We start from the raw sequence: 19,463 nt of genomic DNA on the forward strand, positions 1-19,463 counted from the left end.
TCCCGTCAAACTTATCTGTGGTCGACGCGGCGGACCAGATGATCCCCGGCGGACTGGATCAGCTGCACTAACACGACCAGCATGATCACGGTGATCATCATGACAGTACCGTCAAAGCGCTGATAACCATAGCGGATACCGACATCGCCCAAACCACCGCCGCCGACCGTACCTGCCATGGCCGAGTAGCTGACCAGAGTGACCAAAGTAATAGTGACGGCATTAATAATGCCCGGCAGCGCTTCCGGCAGCAGCACCTTGCGAATAATTTGCACCGGTGTGGCGCCCATCGCCTGCGCGGCTTCCACCAGGCCGCTGGGTACTTCGAGCAGTGCGCCTTCCACCAGGCGAGCGATAAAGGGAATCGCGCCGACTGTCAGTGGCACAATGGCTGCAGCGGTACCGATGGAGCTGCCCACCACAAAGCGGGTAAACGGAATAATGGCCACAAGCAGAATAATGAACGGGATGGAGCGGCCGATATTGACGACACCACCCAGCACTTTATTCAACCCCGGATTGGCCAGCAGGCCGTTGGGTTTGGTCAGGTGCAGCGCGACACCGACAGGGATACCGATGGCGAAACCAATCAGGCCGGAGGCGAAGACCATCATCAGTGTTTCACCCAAAGCGTCTGTCAGCAGACCAATCAGGCGTTCGTTGGTTTGCCACCAGGTGGCGATAGAATCAAGCAACATAACCCAGCACCTCTACATTGACTTTGTGTTCGCGAAGGAAAGCGATGGTTTGTTGTGTCGCTTCTTCAGAGCCAAAAAATTCCGCCAGCATCAGGCCGAACTTCACACCGCCGGCATAATCCATGTCGGCACTCAGAATGTTGGCATCAATCCCGAACTGACGGGATGCCTGGCTGAGCAACGGCGCATCCACTGAAGCGCCGGTGAACTCAAGCCGTATCAGCGGATAGTTGGTTGCGGTACGCTCGGTTTCCAGGCGTGCTTTATAATCTTCCGGGATCGACAAATCTAAAGTCGAACGGATAAATTCTCGTGCCAGTTCTGTTTTCGGATGGGCAAAGATATCACCCACCGGGCCTTTCTCGACCAGCTCGCCGTTGCCGATGATGGCCACTTCGGAGCAGATGCTTTTCACCACGTTCATCTCATGGGTGATCAGTAAAATGGTCAGGTTCAGTTGATGATTGATTTCTTTCAGTAGCTCGAGAATGGACTGGGTGGTGGCCGGATCCAGTGCGCTGGTGGCTTCGTCACACAGCAGGACTTTCGGATCAGAGGCCAGCGCACGGGCAATCGCTACCCGCTGTTTTTGTCCGCCGCTGAGATTAGACGGGTAGGATTGGTGCTTGTCAGCCAGGCCAACCAGATTGAGCAATTCAGTTACTTTGCGTTTGATTTCCGCATTATCCGTACCAGCCAGTTCCAGCGGCAGCGCGACATTGTCGAAAACGGTGCGAGACGAGAGCAGGTTAAAGTGCTGGAAAATCATGCCGATTTTACGGCGAGCCAGTGTCAATTCCTGATTCGAGAGCTGAGTGAGATCGATACCATCAACGATGATGTGCCCAGAGGTCGGCTTTTCAAGCAAGTTAACGCAACGTATCAGGGTACTTTTGCCCGCACCGGACGCACCGATGACACCAAAAATCGTGCCCTGCTCTATGCTGAGGTTGATATCGCGTAAGGCGTGGATGTCTTTATCCCCGACTTTGAAGGTTTTGTTAACCCTGTTGATCTCTATCATGCTGTGTCCTGCTACTGCTTTTTTAACTTGCTTGCTGTGTTGTAAACCAGCATAGCTTTATGGTCGTAATTTCGCCTGCATTAGTGTTTTTGTATGTAGTTCAGGCGATAGACCTTGTCATCTTCTTGTGTTACCGGAATTTTTCCGTGCCATCTGTTGTGGGATGCTAGGGTGTCTAGATGGCTAAGTCAATAGGTATTTTTACGTCTAGACGGCCAAATGAAAAAGTTATGATATTAAGCCGGAAACGTGTCAGCCCAACCGGCCGGAGGATAAAGAGATGATTCCGCGTGTCAGCCATGCCATAATTTAGCGAATTTGATTTCTATGTTTAGGTGATCGCTTGGCTAAGCCTGCTGTGTTTATTGATCGTGATGGCGTCATTAACGTTGATCACGGCTATGTCCATACTGTTGACGACTTTGAATATATCGAAGGGGTTTTTGACGCCTGCAAGAAACTGAAAGCGCAGGGCTACCTGTTGGTACTGGTGACCAATCAGGCCGGTATTGCCAGAGGCATGTATACCGAAGATGAATTTCTGACCCTGACAGAGTGGATGGACTGGAATTTTGTCGATAACGGTGTCGAATTTGACGGGATCTATTACTGTCCGCATCACCCGACAGAAGGAAAGGGCGACTATCTGCAAGATTGTGATTGTCGCAAGCCAAAGCCAGGCATGTTCATTTCAGCCCGGGATTTCCTGAAAATCGATATGGCTCGTTCTGTGATGATTGGCGATAAAACCGATGACATGACAGCGGCAAAAGCGGCTGAAGTCGGCACCAGAATTCTGGTGCGTACCGGTAAGCCTGTCACTGCGGAAGGAGAAGCGCTGGCATCGGCTGTGCTCGACAGTGTCGCGGATGTGCCGGCCTGGCTGGCGGCCAACACATAACTCTCTGACCTTAATTGAGATAAAAAAACAGACACGCTCAAACCGTGTCTGTTTTTTTATCTCTGTATAGTGAGCACCCTGATGGCCAGCCTGGTGGACCAGAAGATCAGCTCAGCATTTTCCCTCTGATGCAGAGTTAAATATAAGCTTATGTTTTAATTGTCAAAGAGTGAGCTGACTGCTGTTTGGAACATCATTAGTGATTCAACCAACTGCTATACTCACTACACCAAGGAACAGGCTGACAATGACAGGAGTCATTTCGCTTCATGCTTTCATATTTTTTGCGCCGTTTGGCGCTGGTCATTCCCACTTTTATCGGCATTACGATTCTGATTTTTGCCCTCACCCGTTTTGTGCCGGGCGGACCGGTCGAACGGATGCTGGCCAATATTCAGGCGCAGCAAAGTATGTCTATGTCGCCTTCCATGGCGGGGGAAAGCAATGCGCTGTCAGAAGACCAGCTGGCCGAGCTCAATGCGTTCTACGGATTAGACAAGCCGGTATTTGAAGCCTATTCCGAGTGGCTGATGAAAATGCTGCATCTGGACTTCGGGCTGTCGACCCGCTACTACGAACCGGTTTGGAATATGATCATGGACAGACTGCCGGTGTCCATGTTCTACGGCGGCGTGACCTTTTTTCTCAGTTACTTTATCTCGATTCCTCTGGGGTATTACAAAGCTTTAAAACACGGCAGCGGCTTTGACTCCGGGTCTTCGGTTCTGATTTTTGTCGGTTATGCCTTGCCGGGGTATGTGGTTGGGGTGATGCTGATTACGCTGTTCAGCTATCACCTGGAATGGTTTCCGATGGGCGGCTTTGTCAGTGACGATTTCGAGGACTATGAATCACGCTGGCAGCAGGTAAAAGATATCCTCTGGCATGCCTGTCTGCCGCTGATTTGTTACCTGATTGGTGATTTTGCCACCCTGACAATGACAATGAAAAACAACATGATGGAGACGTTGTCAGCGGATTATATCCGCACTGCTATCGCTAAAGGATTACCCTTTTCAACCGCAGTTCGCCGCCATGCTCTGCGCAATAGTCTGATCCCTATCGCCAGCCATTTTGGTAACTCCTTGCTGTTCTTCATGACAGGGTCTTTTTTGATTGAGGTGATCTTCAATATTGATGGTATCGGTCTGCTGGGCTACGAATCTATCATTGAGCGGGACTATCCTGTGGTGATGGGAATCGTGGCGATCAATGCTGTGTTACTGATGCTGGGCAATATCATTTCCGATGCGTGTGTTGCCATCATTGATCCCCGAGTGAGATTCGGAGCCTGAGATGCTGACACTGAGCCCACTGACAAAAAAGAAAATCCAGCGCTTTAAAACGATTAAGCGTGGTTACTGGTCACTGATCATTTTATCCACCTTGCTGGTGTTATCCTTCTTTGCCGAGTTTTTGATTAACAGCAAAGCGCTGATCGTCAAGTATCAGGGGGAGTACTATTTTCCGGTCGTCAGCGATGTACTGCCTGGCACCCAGTTCGGGCAGGCGTACCAGAGCGAGGCACAGTACCGGGAATTGCAGCAGGCTTTTGCACAAAGCGATACGGATAACTTCGTGCTGATGCCGCTTGTGCCCTGGAACCCCTATGAGCAGGATTTTAGCGGGGATTTTCCTCCCACCGCGCCGGACGCCGAGTCCCGGCATTATCTTGGCACCGATACCATAGGGCGGGATATTTTAGCCCGGCTGGTGTACGGGTTTCGGATCACGATGGGATTTGCCTTACTCACCATGGCCATTTCTTATGCCATCGGTACAGCCGTTGGCTGCGCGATGGGCTTTTGGGGCGGCAAGTTTGACTTGCTGGTGCAGCGCTTTATCGAAATCTGGTCCATGGTGCCTTTTCTCTATGTCATTATGATACTTGTCTCTATTACCCAGCCTTCGTTTACGTTGTTTGTCGCCATCAATGTGCTGTTCGGCTGGATGGGAATGACCTGGTACATGCGTACCATGACCTACAAAGAAGTGGCCCGGGATTATGTGATGGCCGCCAAGGCACTGGGCGCTTCAAACTGGCGGATTCTTTACGCCCACATTTTGCCCAATGTCATGGTGATGATTGTGACATTGGCCCCGTTTACCATCGCGGCCAATATTACGGCGTTAACGGCACTGGATTATCTCGGCCTGGGCTTAATGCCACCGACACCCAGCTGGGGGATTTACTGCAGCAGGGGAAATCGAATTTGGGTGCGCCCTGGATAGTGATTACCGTGGTGACGGCCATCGTGCTGGTCCTGGTGATGGTGACCTTTATCGGCGAGAGTGTGCGCGCGGCTTTCGATCCGAAAAAATTTACCCGTTATAGTTAATAAAAGACGTGTCGCCAGATAACAAGGATGTACCATGAGAAAAATACTGAACAGATTCGCTTTTGGGGTCATCGTACTTGGCTGTTCACCAGCATGGTCTGCCGATCTGCCAAATGGCTTGAAGTGGGAGTCCAATTTGCATGAGCCGCGTTTTGCCTCTCCGCAAGCCCAATTCGGCGGCACTTTCCATACCTATATAGAGAGTTTTCCGCAGACCTTTCGCATCGTCGGGCCGGATTCCAACGGCCGTTTCCGTACCTGGCTGCTCGACAACCGCCCCGCGGCCGTCACCCGTCACCCGGATACCAAGGCCTGGATCCCGGATATCGCCAGTGAATGGGCCTATGGTAATGACGATAAAACCGTTTATTTTCGGATTAATCCCAATGCCAGGTGGTCTGATGGCAAGCCGATTACTGCCGATGATTTTACCTATGTGCTGACGTTTATGCGCTCTAAAGACATAGTCGCGCCCTGGTATAACACCTTTTATACCCAGCAGATTGCCGATGTCATCAAATACGATGATCACACCTTTGCTGTGGTCTCGGCAGAAAAACGTAATAAAGAAGAGTTAATGCTGTACACAAATCTGCAGCCCCGTCCGGCTCATTTTTATCAACCGAAAGTCGATAAAAACAATGATGGGGTAGAAGATAACTTTGTTCGCTCTTACAACTTTAAAGCCGAACCGTCCGCCGGACCGTATTACATTGACGAGATCAAAAAAGGTAAGTCGATCACCTTCAAACATGTCGGTAAAGACTGGTGGGGATACTCAAACCCCTATTATCTGCATCGTTATAATGTCGAGAAGATCCGTGTCAAAGTGATACGCGATAAAGACATTGCCCGTCAGCACTTTGAAAAAGGAAATCTGGACTCCTTCTGGCTGGACACGCCTGAGCTGTGGCGTGAGAAGTCGGATACGCCCAATTTTGAGCACGGCTATATTCATAAGTTTTGGGGATATAACCAAGTTCCTATGGGCGCGGGTGGATTATGGCTCAACACCGCCAAACCTCTGCTGGGGAATCTGGATATCCGCAAAGGCCTGGCATACGCCACTGATTTTGATGGCCTGATTGAGAAAGTCTTACGTGGCGATGTCATCAGAAAACCCAACCCAATGGGGGTCGGGCATGGTGATTACACTAACAGCGAGCTGAAAGCGCCGCCGTTTGATCCGGATACCGCGATTGAGTATTTTCAGAAGGCGGGGTTCGGTAACATTGGCCCGGATGGCATTCGGATCAACGACAAAGGGCAGCGGCTTTCGTTTGCGATTACCTACAGCTATGGCTACCTGACACCACAAGTGGCTTACCTGAAAGAGCAGGCCAAATTGGCCGGACTTGAATATACCCTGAACTTGATCGACGGTTCATCGGCATTCAAATATGTGCTGGAGAAAAAGCACGAGCTTTCTTTCCACTCGATGGGTACCAGTGAAATCCCCCAATACTGGGAGTATTTCTATTCTGAAAACGCCAATAAGCCGCAGAATAATAACTTCACCAATTACAGCACCCCTGAATTAGATCGGCTGATCCTGGCCTATCGTTCCGAATTTGATTTGGATAAGAAGAAAGCACTCGCCAAGCAAATACAGGCCATTGTGGCCCAGGCCAGCGTCATTATTCCCGGTTACATGCGCCCCTATGCCCGCGAAGCGTACTGGCGCTGGCTGCAGATACCGCAACCGGCGATGACAAAATCCACCGAATTTCTGTTTCCCTCGGGTACGTTCCGGGATCTGGGCACCTATTGGATTGATGAGTCGCTGAAGCGTGAAACCAAAGCGGCGATGAAGTCAGGCAAAACCTTCGAGCCTGTCACCATCATGGAAGAGGCTTACAAGCTGTAAGCGGGGGAGGGCGGAATGAACGATCATCAGGTTATCCTGCGGGTAGAGGATCTGGAAACTGAGTTTCGCACCGATGACGGTGTGGAGAAGGTACTGCACGGCGTGTCGTTTGATGTCAAAAAAGGCCGAACACTTGGGCTGGTCGGTGAGTCCGGATCGGGAAAAAGCGTGACGGCCATGTCTGTCATGGGCCTGCTGCCAAAGCCTTATGGCCGGGTAACCAATGGCAAGGTTTTGTACCGGGAGACGAACTTACTCGATCTTTCCGCCAAGGACATGTGCGCCATGCGTGGCGATCGGATATCCATGATCTTTCAGGACCCAATGACAGCACTCAATCCTGTCTACACCATAGGTAAACAGCTTAATGAAGTGCTGGCGCTTCATCGGCCGGAGCTGAACAAAAAAGAACGTCACCGATATTCACTGGACATGCTGAATAAAGTACAGATACCCATGGCAGAAAAACGCCTGCACGAATATCCTCACAGCTTGTCCGGTGGCATGCGGCAACGGGTGATGATTGCCATGGCGTTGGCTTGCAAGCCTGACATCCTGATTTGTGATGAGCCGACAACGGCACTGGATGTCACGATCCAGGCCGAAATCCTGAAATTGATGCAGGCACTGCAGGAAGAAACTCAGATGGCGATGATCTTTATTACTCATGATTTGGGCGTCGTGGCGGAAATTTGTGATGACGTGGCTGTGATGTATGGCGGCAAAGTACTGGAAACGGCCGATGTGTTTGAGTTGTTCGACCATCCCAAGCATCCTTACACCCAACGGCTGTTAGGATTGATGCCCAGCGCTGAACGTCCAAGCAAACAAATGATTCCCCTTGAACCCATCGATCCATCAAAGTTTCCGGAATTCGGGGAATAAGAGCAGCACGGCGTACAGCAACGGGGTTATTCATGGATGACATTTTACGCATCGAAAACCTGAAGCAGCACTTTGTGTCAGGTAAAGGGATATTCAAAAAGGGCTACACGGTGAAAGCCGTGGATGGTGTTTCTTTTTCAATTAAAAGAGGAGAAACCTTAGGACTGGTCGGTGAATCCGGTTGTGGCAAAAGCACACTGGGCCGAACCATTCTGAAGCTGTATGAGCCGACAGCAGGCAACATCTTTTTTGACGGCAAGGATATTACGCATTTATCTCCTCGCCAGATGCGCCCGTTCAGAAAAGATATGCAGATTGTGTTTCAGGATCCGTTGGAATCGCTAAATCAGCGCCATACAGTTGGCATGATTCTGGAAGAGCCATTTATTATCCATAATGTAGGAACACCTGCCGAGCGTAAGCAATGGGTGCTGGAATTGCTCAATAAAGTCGATTTACCTGCCACTGCCACCAACCGGTATCCTCATGAATTTTCTGGCGGGCAGCGTCAGCGAATCGGTATTGCACGCGCGATTGCACTAAAACCTAAATTATTAATCTGTGACGAATCCGTTTCTGCCTTGGATGTATCTGTCCAGGCGCAGATACTGAACCTGTTACTGGCGCTGCAGCAGGAGATGAAACTCACCGTCATTTTTATTTCTCACGATTTGTCAGTTGTAAAGCATGTGTCAGACCGAGTCGCTGTGATGTATTACGGCAAACTTGTAGAGATAGGAACGGCTGAAGAGATTTATCATGCGCCGAAAGCTGATTATACGAAAACCTTATTAGCGGCGATCCCTATCAGCCATCCATCGCAACGAAAAAGACCGGCAACACCTCAATAATTTCCGTTTTAAATGGGTGAGATGTGCTGTTTTTAGGCGGTTAGTTTTAGTGTTGTCTAAAAAATAGACCAACGAAATAAAAAACAAAAAAACTATTGCGCTGTAAGAACATCTCTCTATAATTCCGCCTCGTTGTCACGATAAACCGCACGGCTTACCGGGATAGCGAAATGTTCTTTAACAATTTGACCATGCAATCTGTGTGGGCACTCGACAATGATACAGTCATCAAAGATTTATCAGTGAACTGAGTGACCAATTGGTAGCGCTTTTTATAAAAGAGTTACCGGCACAGTCAATTCGTTTCAACTTCGGTTGAAACATCAGTAATCACTGAGCCGCTTTCCTTCGGGAAGGCAACAAAACTTTAATTGAAGAGTTTGATCATGGCTCAGATTGAACGCTGGCGGCAGGCCTAACACATGCAAGTCGAGCGGCAGCGACATCAACAATCCTTCGGGTGCGTTGATGGGCGGCGAGCGGCGGACGGGTGAGTAATGCCTGGGAACATGCCTTAGTGTGGGGGATAACCATTGGAAACGATGGCTAATACCGCATAATCTCCTGTCTTTTACGAGATGGGAGCAAAGCGGGGGACCTTCGGGCCTCGCGCGCTAAGATTGGCCCAGGTGGGATTAGCTAGTAGGTGGGGTAACGGCTCACCTAGGCGACGATCCCTAGCTGGTCTGAGAGGATGATCAGCCACACTGGAACTGAGACACGGTCCAGACTCCTACGGGAGGCAGCAGTGGGGAATATTGCACAATGGGGAAACCCTGATGCAGCCATGCCGCGTGTGTGAAGAAGGCCTTCGGGTTGTAAAGCACTTTCAGCAGTGAGGAAGAGTTGGTGTTTAATAGATGCCATCTTTGACGTTAGCTGCAGAAGAAGCACCGGCTAACTCCGTGCCAGCAGCCGCGGTAATACGGAGGGTGCGAGCGTTAATCGGAATTACTGGGCGTAAAGCGCATGCAGGCGGCGTGTTAAGCCAGATGTGAAAGCCCGGGGCTCAACCTCGGAATCGCATTTGGAACTGGCAGGCTAGAGTCTTGTAGAGGGGGTAGAATTTCAGGTGTAGCGGTGAAATGCGTAGAGATCTGAAGGAATACCGGTGGCGAAGGCGGCCCCCTGGACAAAGACTGACGCTCAGATGCGAAAGCGTGGGGAGCAAACAGGATTAGATACCCTGGTAGTCCACGCCGTAAACGATGTCTACTTGGAGGTTGGTGTCTTGAACACTGGCTTTCGGAGCTAACGCGTTAAGTAGACCGCCTGGGGAGTACGGTCGCAAGATTAAAACTCAAATGAATTGACGGGGGCCCGCACAAGCGGTGGAGCATGTGGTTTAATTCGATGCAACGCGAAGAACCTTACCTACTCTTGACATCCAGAGAACTTTCCAGAGATGGATTGGTGCCTTCGGGAACTCTGAGACAGGTGCTGCATGGCTGTCGTCAGCTCGTGTTGTGAAATGTTGGGTTAAGTCCCGCAACGAGCGCAACCCTTATCCTTGTTTGCCAGCACTTCGGGTGGGAACTCCAGGGAGACTGCCGGTGATAAACCGGAGGAAGGTGGGGACGACGTCAAGTCATCATGGCCCTTACGAGTAGGGCTACACACGTGCTACAATGGCGTATACAGAGGGCGGCGAGCTAGCGATAGTGAGCGAATCCCACAAAGTACGTCGTAGTCCGGATTGGAGTCTGCAACTCGACTCCATGAAGTCGGAATCGCTAGTAATCGTGGATCAGAATGCCACGGTGAATACGTTCCCGGGCCTTGTACACACCGCCCGTCACACCATGGGAGTGGGCTGCACCAGAAGTAGATAGCTTAACCTTCGGGAGGGCGTTTACCACGGTGTGGTTCATGACTGGGGTGAAGTCGTAACAAGGTAGCCCTAGGGGAACCTGGGGCTGGATCACCTCCTTACCTAAAGACTGTGTCGTTGACGCAGCGTCCACACAGATTGCTTGGTCGAAATGTAAAGACGCAACAGTGTCCCATTCGTCTAGAGGCCTAGGACACCGCCCTTTCACGGCGGTAACAGGGGTTCGACTCCCCTATGGGACGCCACTTTCTAACTGCACTTGCGAGTGTGATTAGAAAGTGGCTTTTTTCTCTGAGGAGAAAAGAAACACATGCTCTTTAACAATCTGGAAAGCTGACTAGTAAATTCAATCCTAGAGATTGGATACAAACTGTTTCGAGAGAAACAGAGTTCTCAAGCAATACACATTCAAGTGTCTTGTGTTCGTTGTGTTCACTGCGGTGAAGACAACATGAGTCCGGCGAATAAACCAATTGTCTCTTTGTCAGAGACACAACCTTGGTTGTTTGAACATACGAAACCTCTTGGGGTTGTATGGTTAAGTGACTAAGCGTACACGGTGGATGCCTGGGCAGTCAGAGGCGATGAAGGACGTACTAACTTGCGATAAGCGGTGATGAGGCAGTAAGAGCCACTTGAGTCACCGATTTCCGAATGGGGAAACCCAGCTGCATAAGCAGTTATCATCAGGTGAATACATAGCCTGGTGAGGCGAACCGGGGGAACTGAAACATCTAAGTACCCCGAGGAAGAGAAATCAACCGAGATTCCGGCAGTAGCGGCGAGCGAAACCGGATTAGCCCTTAAGCGTTTTTAGTGTCAGGTGAAGGTCCCTGGAAAGGGCCGCGATACAGGGTGACAGCCCCGTAACCGACGATGCTTTAAGCGTGAAAACGAGTAGGACGGGACACGTGTTATCCTGTCTGAACATGGGGGGACCATCCTCCAAGGCTAAATACTCCTGACTGACCGATAGTGAACCAGTACCGTGAGGGAAAGGCGAAAAGAACCCCTGTGAGGGGAGTGAAAAAGAACCTGAAACCGTGTACGTACAAGCAGTAGGAGCACCTTCGTGGTGTGACTGCGTACCTTTTGTATAATGGGTCAGCGACTTAATTTCAGTAGCAAGGTTAACCGTATAGGGGAGCCGTAGGGAAACCGAGTCTTAACTGGGCGTACAGTTGCTGGGATTAGACCCGAAACCAGGTGATCTAGCCATGGGCAGGTTGAAGGTGAGGTAACACTTACTGGAGGACCGAACCGACTAATGTTGAAAAATTAGCGGATGACTTGTGGCTAGGGGTGAAAGGCCAATCAAACCTGGAGATAGCTGGTTCTCCCCGAAAGCTATTTAGGTAGCGCCTCGGACGAATACTACTGGGGGTAGAGCACTGTTAAGGCTAGGGGGTCATCCCGACTTACCAACCCTTTGCAAACTCCGAATACCAGTAAGTACTATCCGGGAGACACACGGCGGGTGCTAACGTCCGTCGTGGAGAGGGAAACAACCCAGACCGCCAGCTAAGGTCCCAAAGTATCACTAAGTGGGAAACGATGTGGGAAGGCTCAGACAGCCAGGATGTTGGCTTAGAAGCAGCCATCATTTAAAGAAAGCGTAATAGCTCACTGGTCGAGTCGGCCTGCGCGGAAGATTTAACGGGGCTAAGTGATACACCGAAGCTGCGGCAATGCGATTTATCGTATTGGGTAGGGGAGCGTTCTGTAAGCGGTTGAAGGTGTGCTGTAAGGCATGCTGGACGTATCAGAAGTGCGAATGCTGACATGAGTAACGACAAAGGGGGTGAAAACCCCCTCGCCGGAAGACCAAGGGTTCCTGTCCAACGTTAATCGGGGCAGGGTAAGTCGACCCCTAAGGCGAGGCCGAAAGGCGTAGTCGATGGGAAACGGGTTAATATTCCCGTACTGCTTATTATTGCGATGGGGGGACGGAGAAGGCTAGGTGGGCCAGGCGACGGTTGTCCTGGTTCAAGGGTGTAGGCTGCAGAATTAGGCAAATCCGGTTCTGCACTAAGGCTGAGACCCGATGTCGAGTCACCACGGTGATGAAGTCATTGATGCCATGCTTCCGGGAAAAGCCTCTAAGCTTCAGATAATAAGCAATCGTACCCCAAACCGACACAGGTGGTCGGGTAGAGAATACCAAGGCGCTTGAGAGAACTCGGGTGAAGGAACTAGGCAAAATGGTACCGTAACTTCGGGAGAAGGTACGCTCTTGGCGGTGAAGTCCCTCGCGGATGGAGCTGCTGAGAGTCGCAGATACCAGGTGGCTGCAACTGTTTATTAAAAACACAGCACTGTGCAAAATCGAAAGATGACGTATACGGTGTGACGCCTGCCCGGTGCCGGAAGGTTAATTGATGGGGTTATCTTCGGAGAAGCTCTTGATCGAAGCCCCGGTAAACGGCGGCCGTAACTATAACGGTCCTAAGGTAGCGAAATTCCTTGTCGGGTAAGTTCCGACCTGCACGAATGGCGTAATGATGGCCACGCTGTCTCCACCCGAGACTCAGTGAAATTGAAATCGCAGTGAAGATGCTGCGTACCCGCGGCTAGACGGAAAGACCCCGTGAACCTTTACTACAGCTTGGCACTGAACATTGACCCTACATGTGTAGGATAGGTGGGAGGCTTCGAAGCAGGTACGCCAGTATCTGTGGAGCCGTCCTTGAAATACCACCCTTGTCGTGTTGATGTTCTAACGTCGCCCCGTTATCCGGGGTGCGGACAGTGCCTGGTGGGTAGTTTGACTGGGGCGGTCTCCTCCCAAAGCGTAACGGAGGAGCACGAAGGTGGGCTAATCACGGTCGGACATCGTGAGGTTAGTGCAATGGCATAAGCCCGCTTAACTGCGAGAATGACGGTTCGAGCAGGTGCGAAAGCAGGTCATAGTGATCCGGTGGTTCTGAATGGAAGGGCCATCGCTCAACGGATAAAAGGTACTCCGGGGATAACAGGCTGATACCGCCCAAGAGTTCATATCGACGGCGGTGTTTGGCACCTCGATGTCGGCTCATCACATCCTGGGGCTGAAGTCGGTCCCAAGGGTATGGCTGTTCGCCATTTAAAGTGGTACGCGAGCTGGGTTTAGAACGTCGTGAGACAGTTCGGTCCCTATCTGCCGTGGGCGCTGGATGATTGAAGGGAGTTGCTCCTAGTACGAGAGGACCGGAGTGAACGAACCGCTGGTGTTCGGGTTGTGTCGCCAGACGCATTGCCCGGTAGCTAAGTTCGGCATCGATAACCGCTGAAAGCATCTAAGCGGGAAGCGAGCCCTGAGATGAGTCATCCCTGAGGCTTCAAGCCTCCTGAAGGGCTGTTCGAGACTAGAACGTTGATAGGCAGGGTGTGTAAGCGTTGTGAGGCGCTCAGCTAACCTGTACTAATTGCCCGTGAGGCTTAACCATACAACACCCAAGGGGTTTTACGGACTCCATAAGCACTTGAATGATGTGCTGAGAACACTAGTTACTTTCCGGAATTGTGAAAATATCCCATCTGCTCAGGTAGCGCCGGGATAAAGTTCGATAGCAAGGCAAGTTGTGAGTCGAGAGAGGGAGTTTAGTTCGCTAAATAACCGAACGAGAGAGCAACTTAACGCTGATAGCGGGCTTTATAACCAGCGGGATATTTTCAAACAGAATTTGCTTGGCGACCATAGCGTTGCGGACCCACCTGATCCCATGCCGAACTCAGACGTGAAACGCAGCAGCGCCGATGGTAGTGTGGGGTCTCCCCATGTGAGAGTAGGACATCGCCAGGCTCCCTATTTAGAAATCAGAGTCAATCTGGTTTCGGCCGTGTGGAGCGGTAGTTCAGTTGGTTAGAATACCGGCCTGTCACGCCGGGGGTCGCGGGTTCGAGTCCCGTCCGCTCCGCCACTTCTTCAGCTAGAAATAGCTCTGCAGGGGATTAGTTCAGCCCGGTAGAACGTCGGTCTCCAAAACCGAATGTCGGCGGTTCGAATCCGTCATCCCCTGCCACTTTTCAAAAGCCTCGTCTCCGGACGGGGCTTTGTTGTTTCTGAAGGTCAGCTCGTTGCGCTGATGTCGGCGGCTGGGGCGCCAGTCCGATCGTCCGTCATCCTATGCCATTTTTCAAAAGTCTCGTCTCCGGACGGGGCTTTGTTGTTTCAGAAGGTCAGCGCGTTGCGCTGAGGTCGGCGGCTGAGGCGCCAGTCCGATCGTCCGTCATCCTATGCCATTTTTCAATGGCCTCGTTATCGGCTTTGCAACGGCTTCACTTAGGGTATGTCTGAAGCTAGCCGACTGATAATATAACGACATTGCTGAGCAATGTGATCAATCGAGCCAAAAGGTGTACTGATGCTGAAAAAATTGAGTTACTTGGCTTTGTTTGTGATGGCGGTGGTCGTGAGTGGCACATATCTGGCTTTCAATGTACCAGAGCAGCCTGAAGTCGCCTCTGGCTCACAAGTTCGCCAGTACAGTATTCGTTGTGTGGAAAATACGCCAGCAGCGCCGATAGATAAAAATGGTGCGATAAATATTACGGTCTGGAATATTTACAAGCAGCAGCGAGATAGCTGGCATCAGGCTCTTGTCGGGTTTAGTGCAGACAGTGACTTAGTCCTGTTACAAGAGGCGAAATTAACTCAGGAGCTAGGCCTGTACCTGCAAGAAAGTCGCTGGCAGGTGACAATGGCAAATGCTTTTACCTTTTTGGATACACCTGCGGGGGTAATGAACTTGTCACGGGAAAAGGCAGAAAAGACCTGTGCTTATCTGGCGGTGGAGCCCTGGCTGCGTTTACCTAAATCCGCATTGTTGTCGAGATACCCTTTATCAGATGGTTCAACCCTCACTGTGGTGAATTTGCATGGAATTAATTTTGCTTGGGGGGTGGATGAGTATCGGGCGCAGTTTGCAGCATTAGCGAGTCAGGTTGGTAAGGCTGAAGGCCCTGTGATCGTGGCCGGTGATTTCAATACCTGGCGCGAGGAGCGGATGACCGTGGTTGAAGAGTTCGCTGAACAGTTATCACTTAACGAGGTGACAATGGACAAAGATCTGCGCACCAGAATCTTCGGTTGGCCGCTTGATCATTTATTCTACCGTGGCCTGAGGCTGGAACAGGCAGAGGCACCGGGAACCGATGCCTCAGACCACCACCCAATCATTGCCCGCTTCAGGCTGTTAGAATCAAAAGGGGCCAAACAGTAGCGACCAGCAGCCAAGGTAATGCTGCAATCACAATGGCTTTGGCTCGTTCAATACCGCACCACAGGCTGACAGCTATATAGCTAAGCGCAATATACCAAGGCGCAAGCAATGGAATGCTGGAGGCAAAAGCGGCCCAGGGATGATTCATTGGCAGTTTGATGAAAGCGTTCAGGCTGTTCAAATCAGCGGCGTTTGGCAGTACTTGCGATGGGTTGAATAACACATTCAGATAGCTGGCCAGATCACCGATCAGAGTTGGCAGCATAATAAAGCAGCTCGCAGCCAACCACTTGCCGAAACTTTGTGGCGCTTTGCTGTTCTTGGTCGCCAGGTTCAACCACAGCACCAGTAGCAAGAGGCTGGCAGTGCGACCGAAAATATCACTGAACACTTCTCCGGCCAGCAGTACTTCCCGTGACAGCCAGTTAAGCTGATTTTCTTCGGTCAACAGGGGTAACTGGTTGCGAAGTGTGTCCTGCAGCCAAGCCAGATCGACCTGATTAAAGTAACTGCCCCATAAACCAAAGGGGGTGAGTATCAATAGCAGATAAGGTAACAGCGCCCATTTGGGGCGCTGATGCAGTGCGGTGAAGCAATCTACCGGGGAGCGAAACAAGTCCAGTAAAGCGATAAATGGATTGCTGGACGGCATCATACGCTCACCTTAGTGACATCGACAAACAGCTTCAGTTTCTGGCCCGGCTTGAGGTACTTCTGACTACCCAACTGATTCCATTTAATCACATCTGCCAATTTCACATTGAAACGATCAGCGATAGCACTGAGGTTGTCGCCGGTACGGACTTCATAGTACACCGTTCTGATCACACCGCCGTTTTGACTGGTTTTCCAGATGTTCAGCTTCTGTCCGACGCGAAGCGTTGATTGCTTGCTTAAGCCGTTCCACTTCATCAGCTCTTTAATACTGACTTTCTGCTTTTTCGCGATAGTCCACAAACTGTCACCGGACTCCACCTTGTAAATCGTGCGGTATCCGCTGCCGTGGCTGACCTGGGAGCGAACTTCGGTCAAGCTTGGGAACGCATTTTCACCATTCATAGCAACAGGGATCAAAATATACTTACCCGCTCTGATGCCTGAACCTGCCATTTTGTTCGCCCGTTGAATGAGATCAACCGAGGTATGGTGCTTTTTGGCCAGCACGCTCAGGCTGTCTCCGGCTTTGACCTGATAGCGGACGACTTTCATGCCCTGCCGGCCATTGGCTTCAAAGGATTGATTGAAAGTCGCGACATTCGCGACCGGTAGCAGGAGGTGCGTTTGACCTTCGGGGGCTGTTGCCCACTGATTATAAGCAGGATTGAGCGATTTCAGCTCTGAAAGAGAAAGTCCTGCATATTTGGCGGCCATCGCCAAATCCATCTGAGTGTTTGGATCGACGGTTTCTACCGCAGGTTCATTGGCAATGAAAGGAATATCGACGCCATATTTGCTTTGATGACGGACGATGTCAGCGACTGCCAGCAGCTTGGGAACGTATCCGCTGGTTTCTTCCGGCAGATCCAGTGACCAGAAGTCTGTCGGTTTACCGGCTTTCTTATTTTCACGAATTGCCCGGAATACTCGACCTTCTCCTGAGTTATAAGCGGCAAGTGCATGAAGCCAGTTACCATCGAAACGGCGGTTGAGGTACTCAAGCAGGTCAAGAGCTGCTTCGGTTGACTGAACGACATCACGGCGACCGTCATACCACCAGTTTTGCTTCAGGCCAAACTGGCGGCCTGTGCCCGGGATGATTTGCCACAAACCGGCCGCGCGGCCATGGGAATAGGCAAACTGGTCAAATGAACTTTCTACGATAGGCAGCAGTACCAATTCGAGTGGCATGCCCCGTTTTTCGACGGCGTCAGTAATGTGGTAGAGGAAGGGTTCTGCACGTGAAGCGACAATAGTGAGATGCCCGGGGTGGCGAAGATACCAGTTGCGGTAGTAATTGACACGTTTGTTATCCGGGACATCGAGCTTGAGTTGCATGGCAATGCGTTGCCATGCATCATCCTGTTCCTGTGGTGTAACCACAGGTACCGGCGGCTCAACAGCAGCCATTGATGTATCCAATGCGGTCGCTGACTTGTCTGTTGTGCCTGTATCTGTATTGTTATTATTTTGCGCTGCAGCTGAACTTTCCTGATTAGTTGCCACAGGCTCTTGTTGAGAATTTCCTGTTATTTGGCAACCAGCCAGAAGCAGCGCACTCGCTAAAAAAATCGGGATTTCATGTAACCTGCCTTTAGCCAAAATCGCAGGTGATAATACTTGGCGAAAGGTGCTGGTTACAAGTGACCGTCCTTCAAAAATTGTCCTTCCAGCGTCTGAGGGCGGCGAAGGTTTCCAGGTCACTGTCGTTAACCGCTTTATCTGAAACAGCTTTTTTGATACTTGGCTGATCACAACGCAAAAACGGATTCACGCGTTTTTCCAGCCCTAACGTCGTTGGAATCGTGCTTATTCCTCTGGCGCGTCGCTGACTGACCTCTTCACGGTAACGCTGCAGGTGAGGATTATCCTGCTCTGCAACTAACGCAAAGGCCAGGTTACTACTGGTATATTCATGTGCACAGAAAACTTCTGTTTCGTCGGGCAATGCGGTTAATTTTTGTAACGAATTGTACATCTGCGCTGCCGTGCCTTCAAAAAGACGGCCACAGCCTGCCGAGAACAATGTGTCGCCGCAGAAAAGCTTGCCATCGCCAACGTAGGCAATATGTCCCGAGGTATGGCCGGGCAAGCCCAGCACCATGAAACGTTCGCCGAAAATATCGACCTGATCGCCATCTTCGACAGATTGCGTCAATCCGGGAATGGCTTCAGCGCCAGGGCCGACTATCTTGCAAGAAGGGAAAGCTCGCTTCAGTTCACTGATGCCGCCAACATGATCATGATGGTGATGGGTAATCAGGATAGCTTCAAGGGTCAGATGGTTGGTGGTTAAGCAATCCAGAACAGGAGTGGCGTCGCCCGGGTCAACAACAACACAGCGATTATCCGGTCCTTGAATTAGCCAGATGTAATTGTCGTTAAATGCAGGTATGCTCTTAATAGTTAGCATGAAATTGTCTCCAGTCCTTGATGTGTGAGTCATCATTTATGAAGCCAGCCCGCACGATAAAAGAAATCGACACACCCTATTCCTGGTCTCAGCTGGTTCAGGGAGAATGGGCGGCACAAATGCTTCAGGCTCAGCTGGATGAATGGTGGCCGAGACTCTTTGGCTACCACATGCTGAAGTTGGGCGGCCTGAGCTGCGAATTCGTCAGTGGCCATTGTAACATCCGCCATCAGGTTTGTATTGATCGCGATAATCCGCTTCGGAATCTTGAAGCCGATCCGATGGCATTACCTTTTCTGGAAAAATCCTTTGATGCCTGTGTGTTAGCACATCAGCTGGATTTCTGTGGTGATCCCCATTCTTTGCTTCGGGAAGTTGACCGGGTGCTGGTCGATGACGGCTATCTGCTGATCACCGGTTATAATCCACTGAGCTTGCACGGTATGCGGGGGCTGCTGCCCTGGAACCGGAAACGTGCGCCTTGGTCGGGACGTATGTTCATGCCTATCCGGGTCAAAGACTGGCTGGGGGTATTGAATTACGAAGTGGTGTTTCATGAAAATCTGGCGATTTTACCGCCCACCCGATATCCGGCGTTTTCTGCCTGGGCAGAGAGCATGCTGTCGGGTTCTTTCTCTGGCATTGGTGGGATTTATCTGATTGTGGCCAGAAAGCGAACCTTTCCACTCAAGCCGATCAAGCCAAGCTGGAAGCTGCGGCGACAACTCACGCCAATCAGTGTGAATTGCCGCACTCAGGTGAACAAGAAGCAGTCGGGATAAAACCGGCTGAGAGC

12 protein-coding genes, 3 tRNA genes, 3 rRNA genes and 1 pseudogene are annotated in these 19,463 nt (G+C 51.0%); 14 read left to right on the forward strand and 5 right to left on the reverse strand.

Annotated features, from left to right (window positions below; all coding sequences use genetic code 11):
• Positions 1-11: 11 nt before the first annotated feature.
• Together P4S53_RS12645 and metN are read right to left on the reverse strand one after the other, a co-directional pair.
• On the reverse strand, positions 12-698 hold the full coding sequence (locus P4S53_RS12645) for a methionine ABC transporter permease (RefSeq protein WP_337112942.1): 687 nt from the start codon (positions 696-698) through the stop codon (positions 12-14).
• Positions 688-1,722, reverse strand: coding sequence for a methionine ABC transporter ATP-binding protein MetN (gene metN, locus P4S53_RS12650; protein WP_337112943.1), 1,035 nt, complete (start codon positions 1,720-1,722; stop codon positions 688-690). Before metN ends, P4S53_RS12645 begins: the two co-directional genes overlap by 11 nt.
• 343 nt (positions 1,723-2,065) lie before the next feature.
• Here metN and gmhB point away from each other — a divergent pair, with 343 nt between their 5' ends.
• The 13 genes and pseudogenes from gmhB (at position 2,066) to P4S53_RS12715 (ending at position 15,597) form a co-directional block, all read left to right on the forward strand.
• Entirely contained in the window at positions 2,066-2,623 is a 558-nt protein-coding gene (gmhB, locus tag P4S53_RS12655; protein WP_337112944.1) for a D-glycero-beta-D-manno-heptose 1,7-bisphosphate 7-phosphatase, read from the forward strand.
• 269 nt (positions 2,624-2,892) lie between these two features.
• Positions 2,893-3,918, forward strand: coding sequence for an ABC transporter permease subunit (locus tag P4S53_RS12660; RefSeq protein WP_337112945.1), 1,026 nt, complete (start codon positions 2,893-2,895; stop codon positions 3,916-3,918).
• Position 3,919: 1 nt separating this feature from the next.
• Positions 3,920-4,962 (forward strand): annotated as a pseudogene (locus tag P4S53_RS12665) (ABC transporter permease).
• A 34-nt stretch (positions 4,963-4,996) separates the two neighbouring features.
• The gene (locus P4S53_RS12670) at positions 4,997-6,829 is read left to right on the forward strand and encodes an extracellular solute-binding protein (protein ID WP_337112946.1); all 1,833 of its coding nucleotides are present in this window, start codon (positions 4,997-4,999) and stop codon (positions 6,827-6,829) included.
• Between the two features lie 15 nt (positions 6,830-6,844).
• On the forward strand, positions 6,845-7,714 hold the full coding sequence (locus tag P4S53_RS12675; RefSeq protein ID WP_337112947.1) for an ABC transporter ATP-binding protein: 870 nt from the start codon (positions 6,845-6,847) through the stop codon (positions 7,712-7,714).
• A gap of 32 nt (positions 7,715-7,746) precedes the next feature.
• A complete protein-coding gene (locus P4S53_RS12680) occupies positions 7,747-8,565 on the forward strand; it encodes an ABC transporter ATP-binding protein (protein ID WP_337112948.1) in 819 nt (272 codons plus the stop codon).
• A gap of 368 nt (positions 8,566-8,933) precedes the next feature.
• Positions 8,934-10,497, forward strand: a 16S ribosomal RNA gene (locus P4S53_RS12685).
• 68 nt (positions 10,498-10,565) lie between these two features.
• Positions 10,566-10,641: transfer RNA gene (locus P4S53_RS12690), tRNA-Glu, on the forward strand.
• 291 nt (positions 10,642-10,932) lie between these two features.
• Positions 10,933-13,821 (forward strand): 23S ribosomal RNA (locus P4S53_RS12695).
• 240 nt (positions 13,822-14,061) lie between these two features.
• Positions 14,062-14,177 (forward strand): 5S ribosomal RNA (gene rrf, locus P4S53_RS12700).
• Together the 16S, 23S and 5S rRNA genes with 3 tRNA genes alongside form the textbook arrangement of a ribosomal RNA operon.
• A 41-nt stretch (positions 14,178-14,218) precedes the next feature.
• Positions 14,219-14,295 (forward strand) — tRNA-Asp (locus P4S53_RS12705).
• A 25-nt stretch (positions 14,296-14,320) separates the two neighbouring features.
• A tRNA-Trp gene (locus tag P4S53_RS12710) sits at positions 14,321-14,397 on the forward strand.
• 342 nt (positions 14,398-14,739) lie between these two features.
• A complete protein-coding gene (locus P4S53_RS12715; RefSeq protein ID WP_337112949.1) occupies positions 14,740-15,597 on the forward strand; it encodes an endonuclease/exonuclease/phosphatase family protein in 858 nt (285 codons plus the stop codon).
• Here P4S53_RS12715 and P4S53_RS12720 read toward each other — a convergent pair.
• The 3 genes from P4S53_RS12720 to gloB form a co-directional block, all read right to left on the reverse strand.
• On the reverse strand, positions 15,563-16,252 hold the full coding sequence (locus tag P4S53_RS12720; RefSeq protein ID WP_337112950.1) for a YIP1 family protein: 690 nt from the start codon (positions 16,250-16,252) through the stop codon (positions 15,563-15,565). The two genes, P4S53_RS12715 and P4S53_RS12720, sit on opposite strands and share 35 nt — an antisense overlap.
• Positions 16,249-17,664 carry a LysM peptidoglycan-binding domain-containing protein gene (locus tag P4S53_RS12725; RefSeq protein ID WP_337112951.1) on the reverse strand — a complete coding sequence of 472 codons (1,416 nt, stop codon included), beginning with the start codon at positions 17,662-17,664 and terminating at the stop codon, positions 16,249-16,251. Before P4S53_RS12725 ends, P4S53_RS12720 begins: the two co-directional genes overlap by 4 nt.
• Positions 17,665-17,908: 244 nt before the next feature.
• Positions 17,909-18,667: a hydroxyacylglutathione hydrolase gene (gene gloB / locus P4S53_RS12730; RefSeq protein WP_337114479.1), complete on the reverse strand. Its 759-nt coding sequence runs from the start codon at positions 18,665-18,667 to the stop codon at positions 17,909-17,911.
• 38 nt (positions 18,668-18,705) lie between these two features.
• Here gloB and P4S53_RS12735 point away from each other — a divergent pair, with 38 nt between their 5' ends.
• Positions 18,706-19,449, forward strand: a complete 744-nt coding sequence (locus P4S53_RS12735) for a methyltransferase domain-containing protein (protein ID WP_337112952.1) — start codon at positions 18,706-18,708, stop codon at positions 19,447-19,449.
• Positions 19,450-19,463 lie beyond the last annotated feature (14 nt).

Origin of the sequence: Photobacterium sp. Hal280 (assembly GCF_037162255.1) — a bacterium.
In the GTDB taxonomy this organism is placed as follows: Bacteria; Pseudomonadota; Gammaproteobacteria; order Enterobacterales; family Vibrionaceae; genus Photobacterium.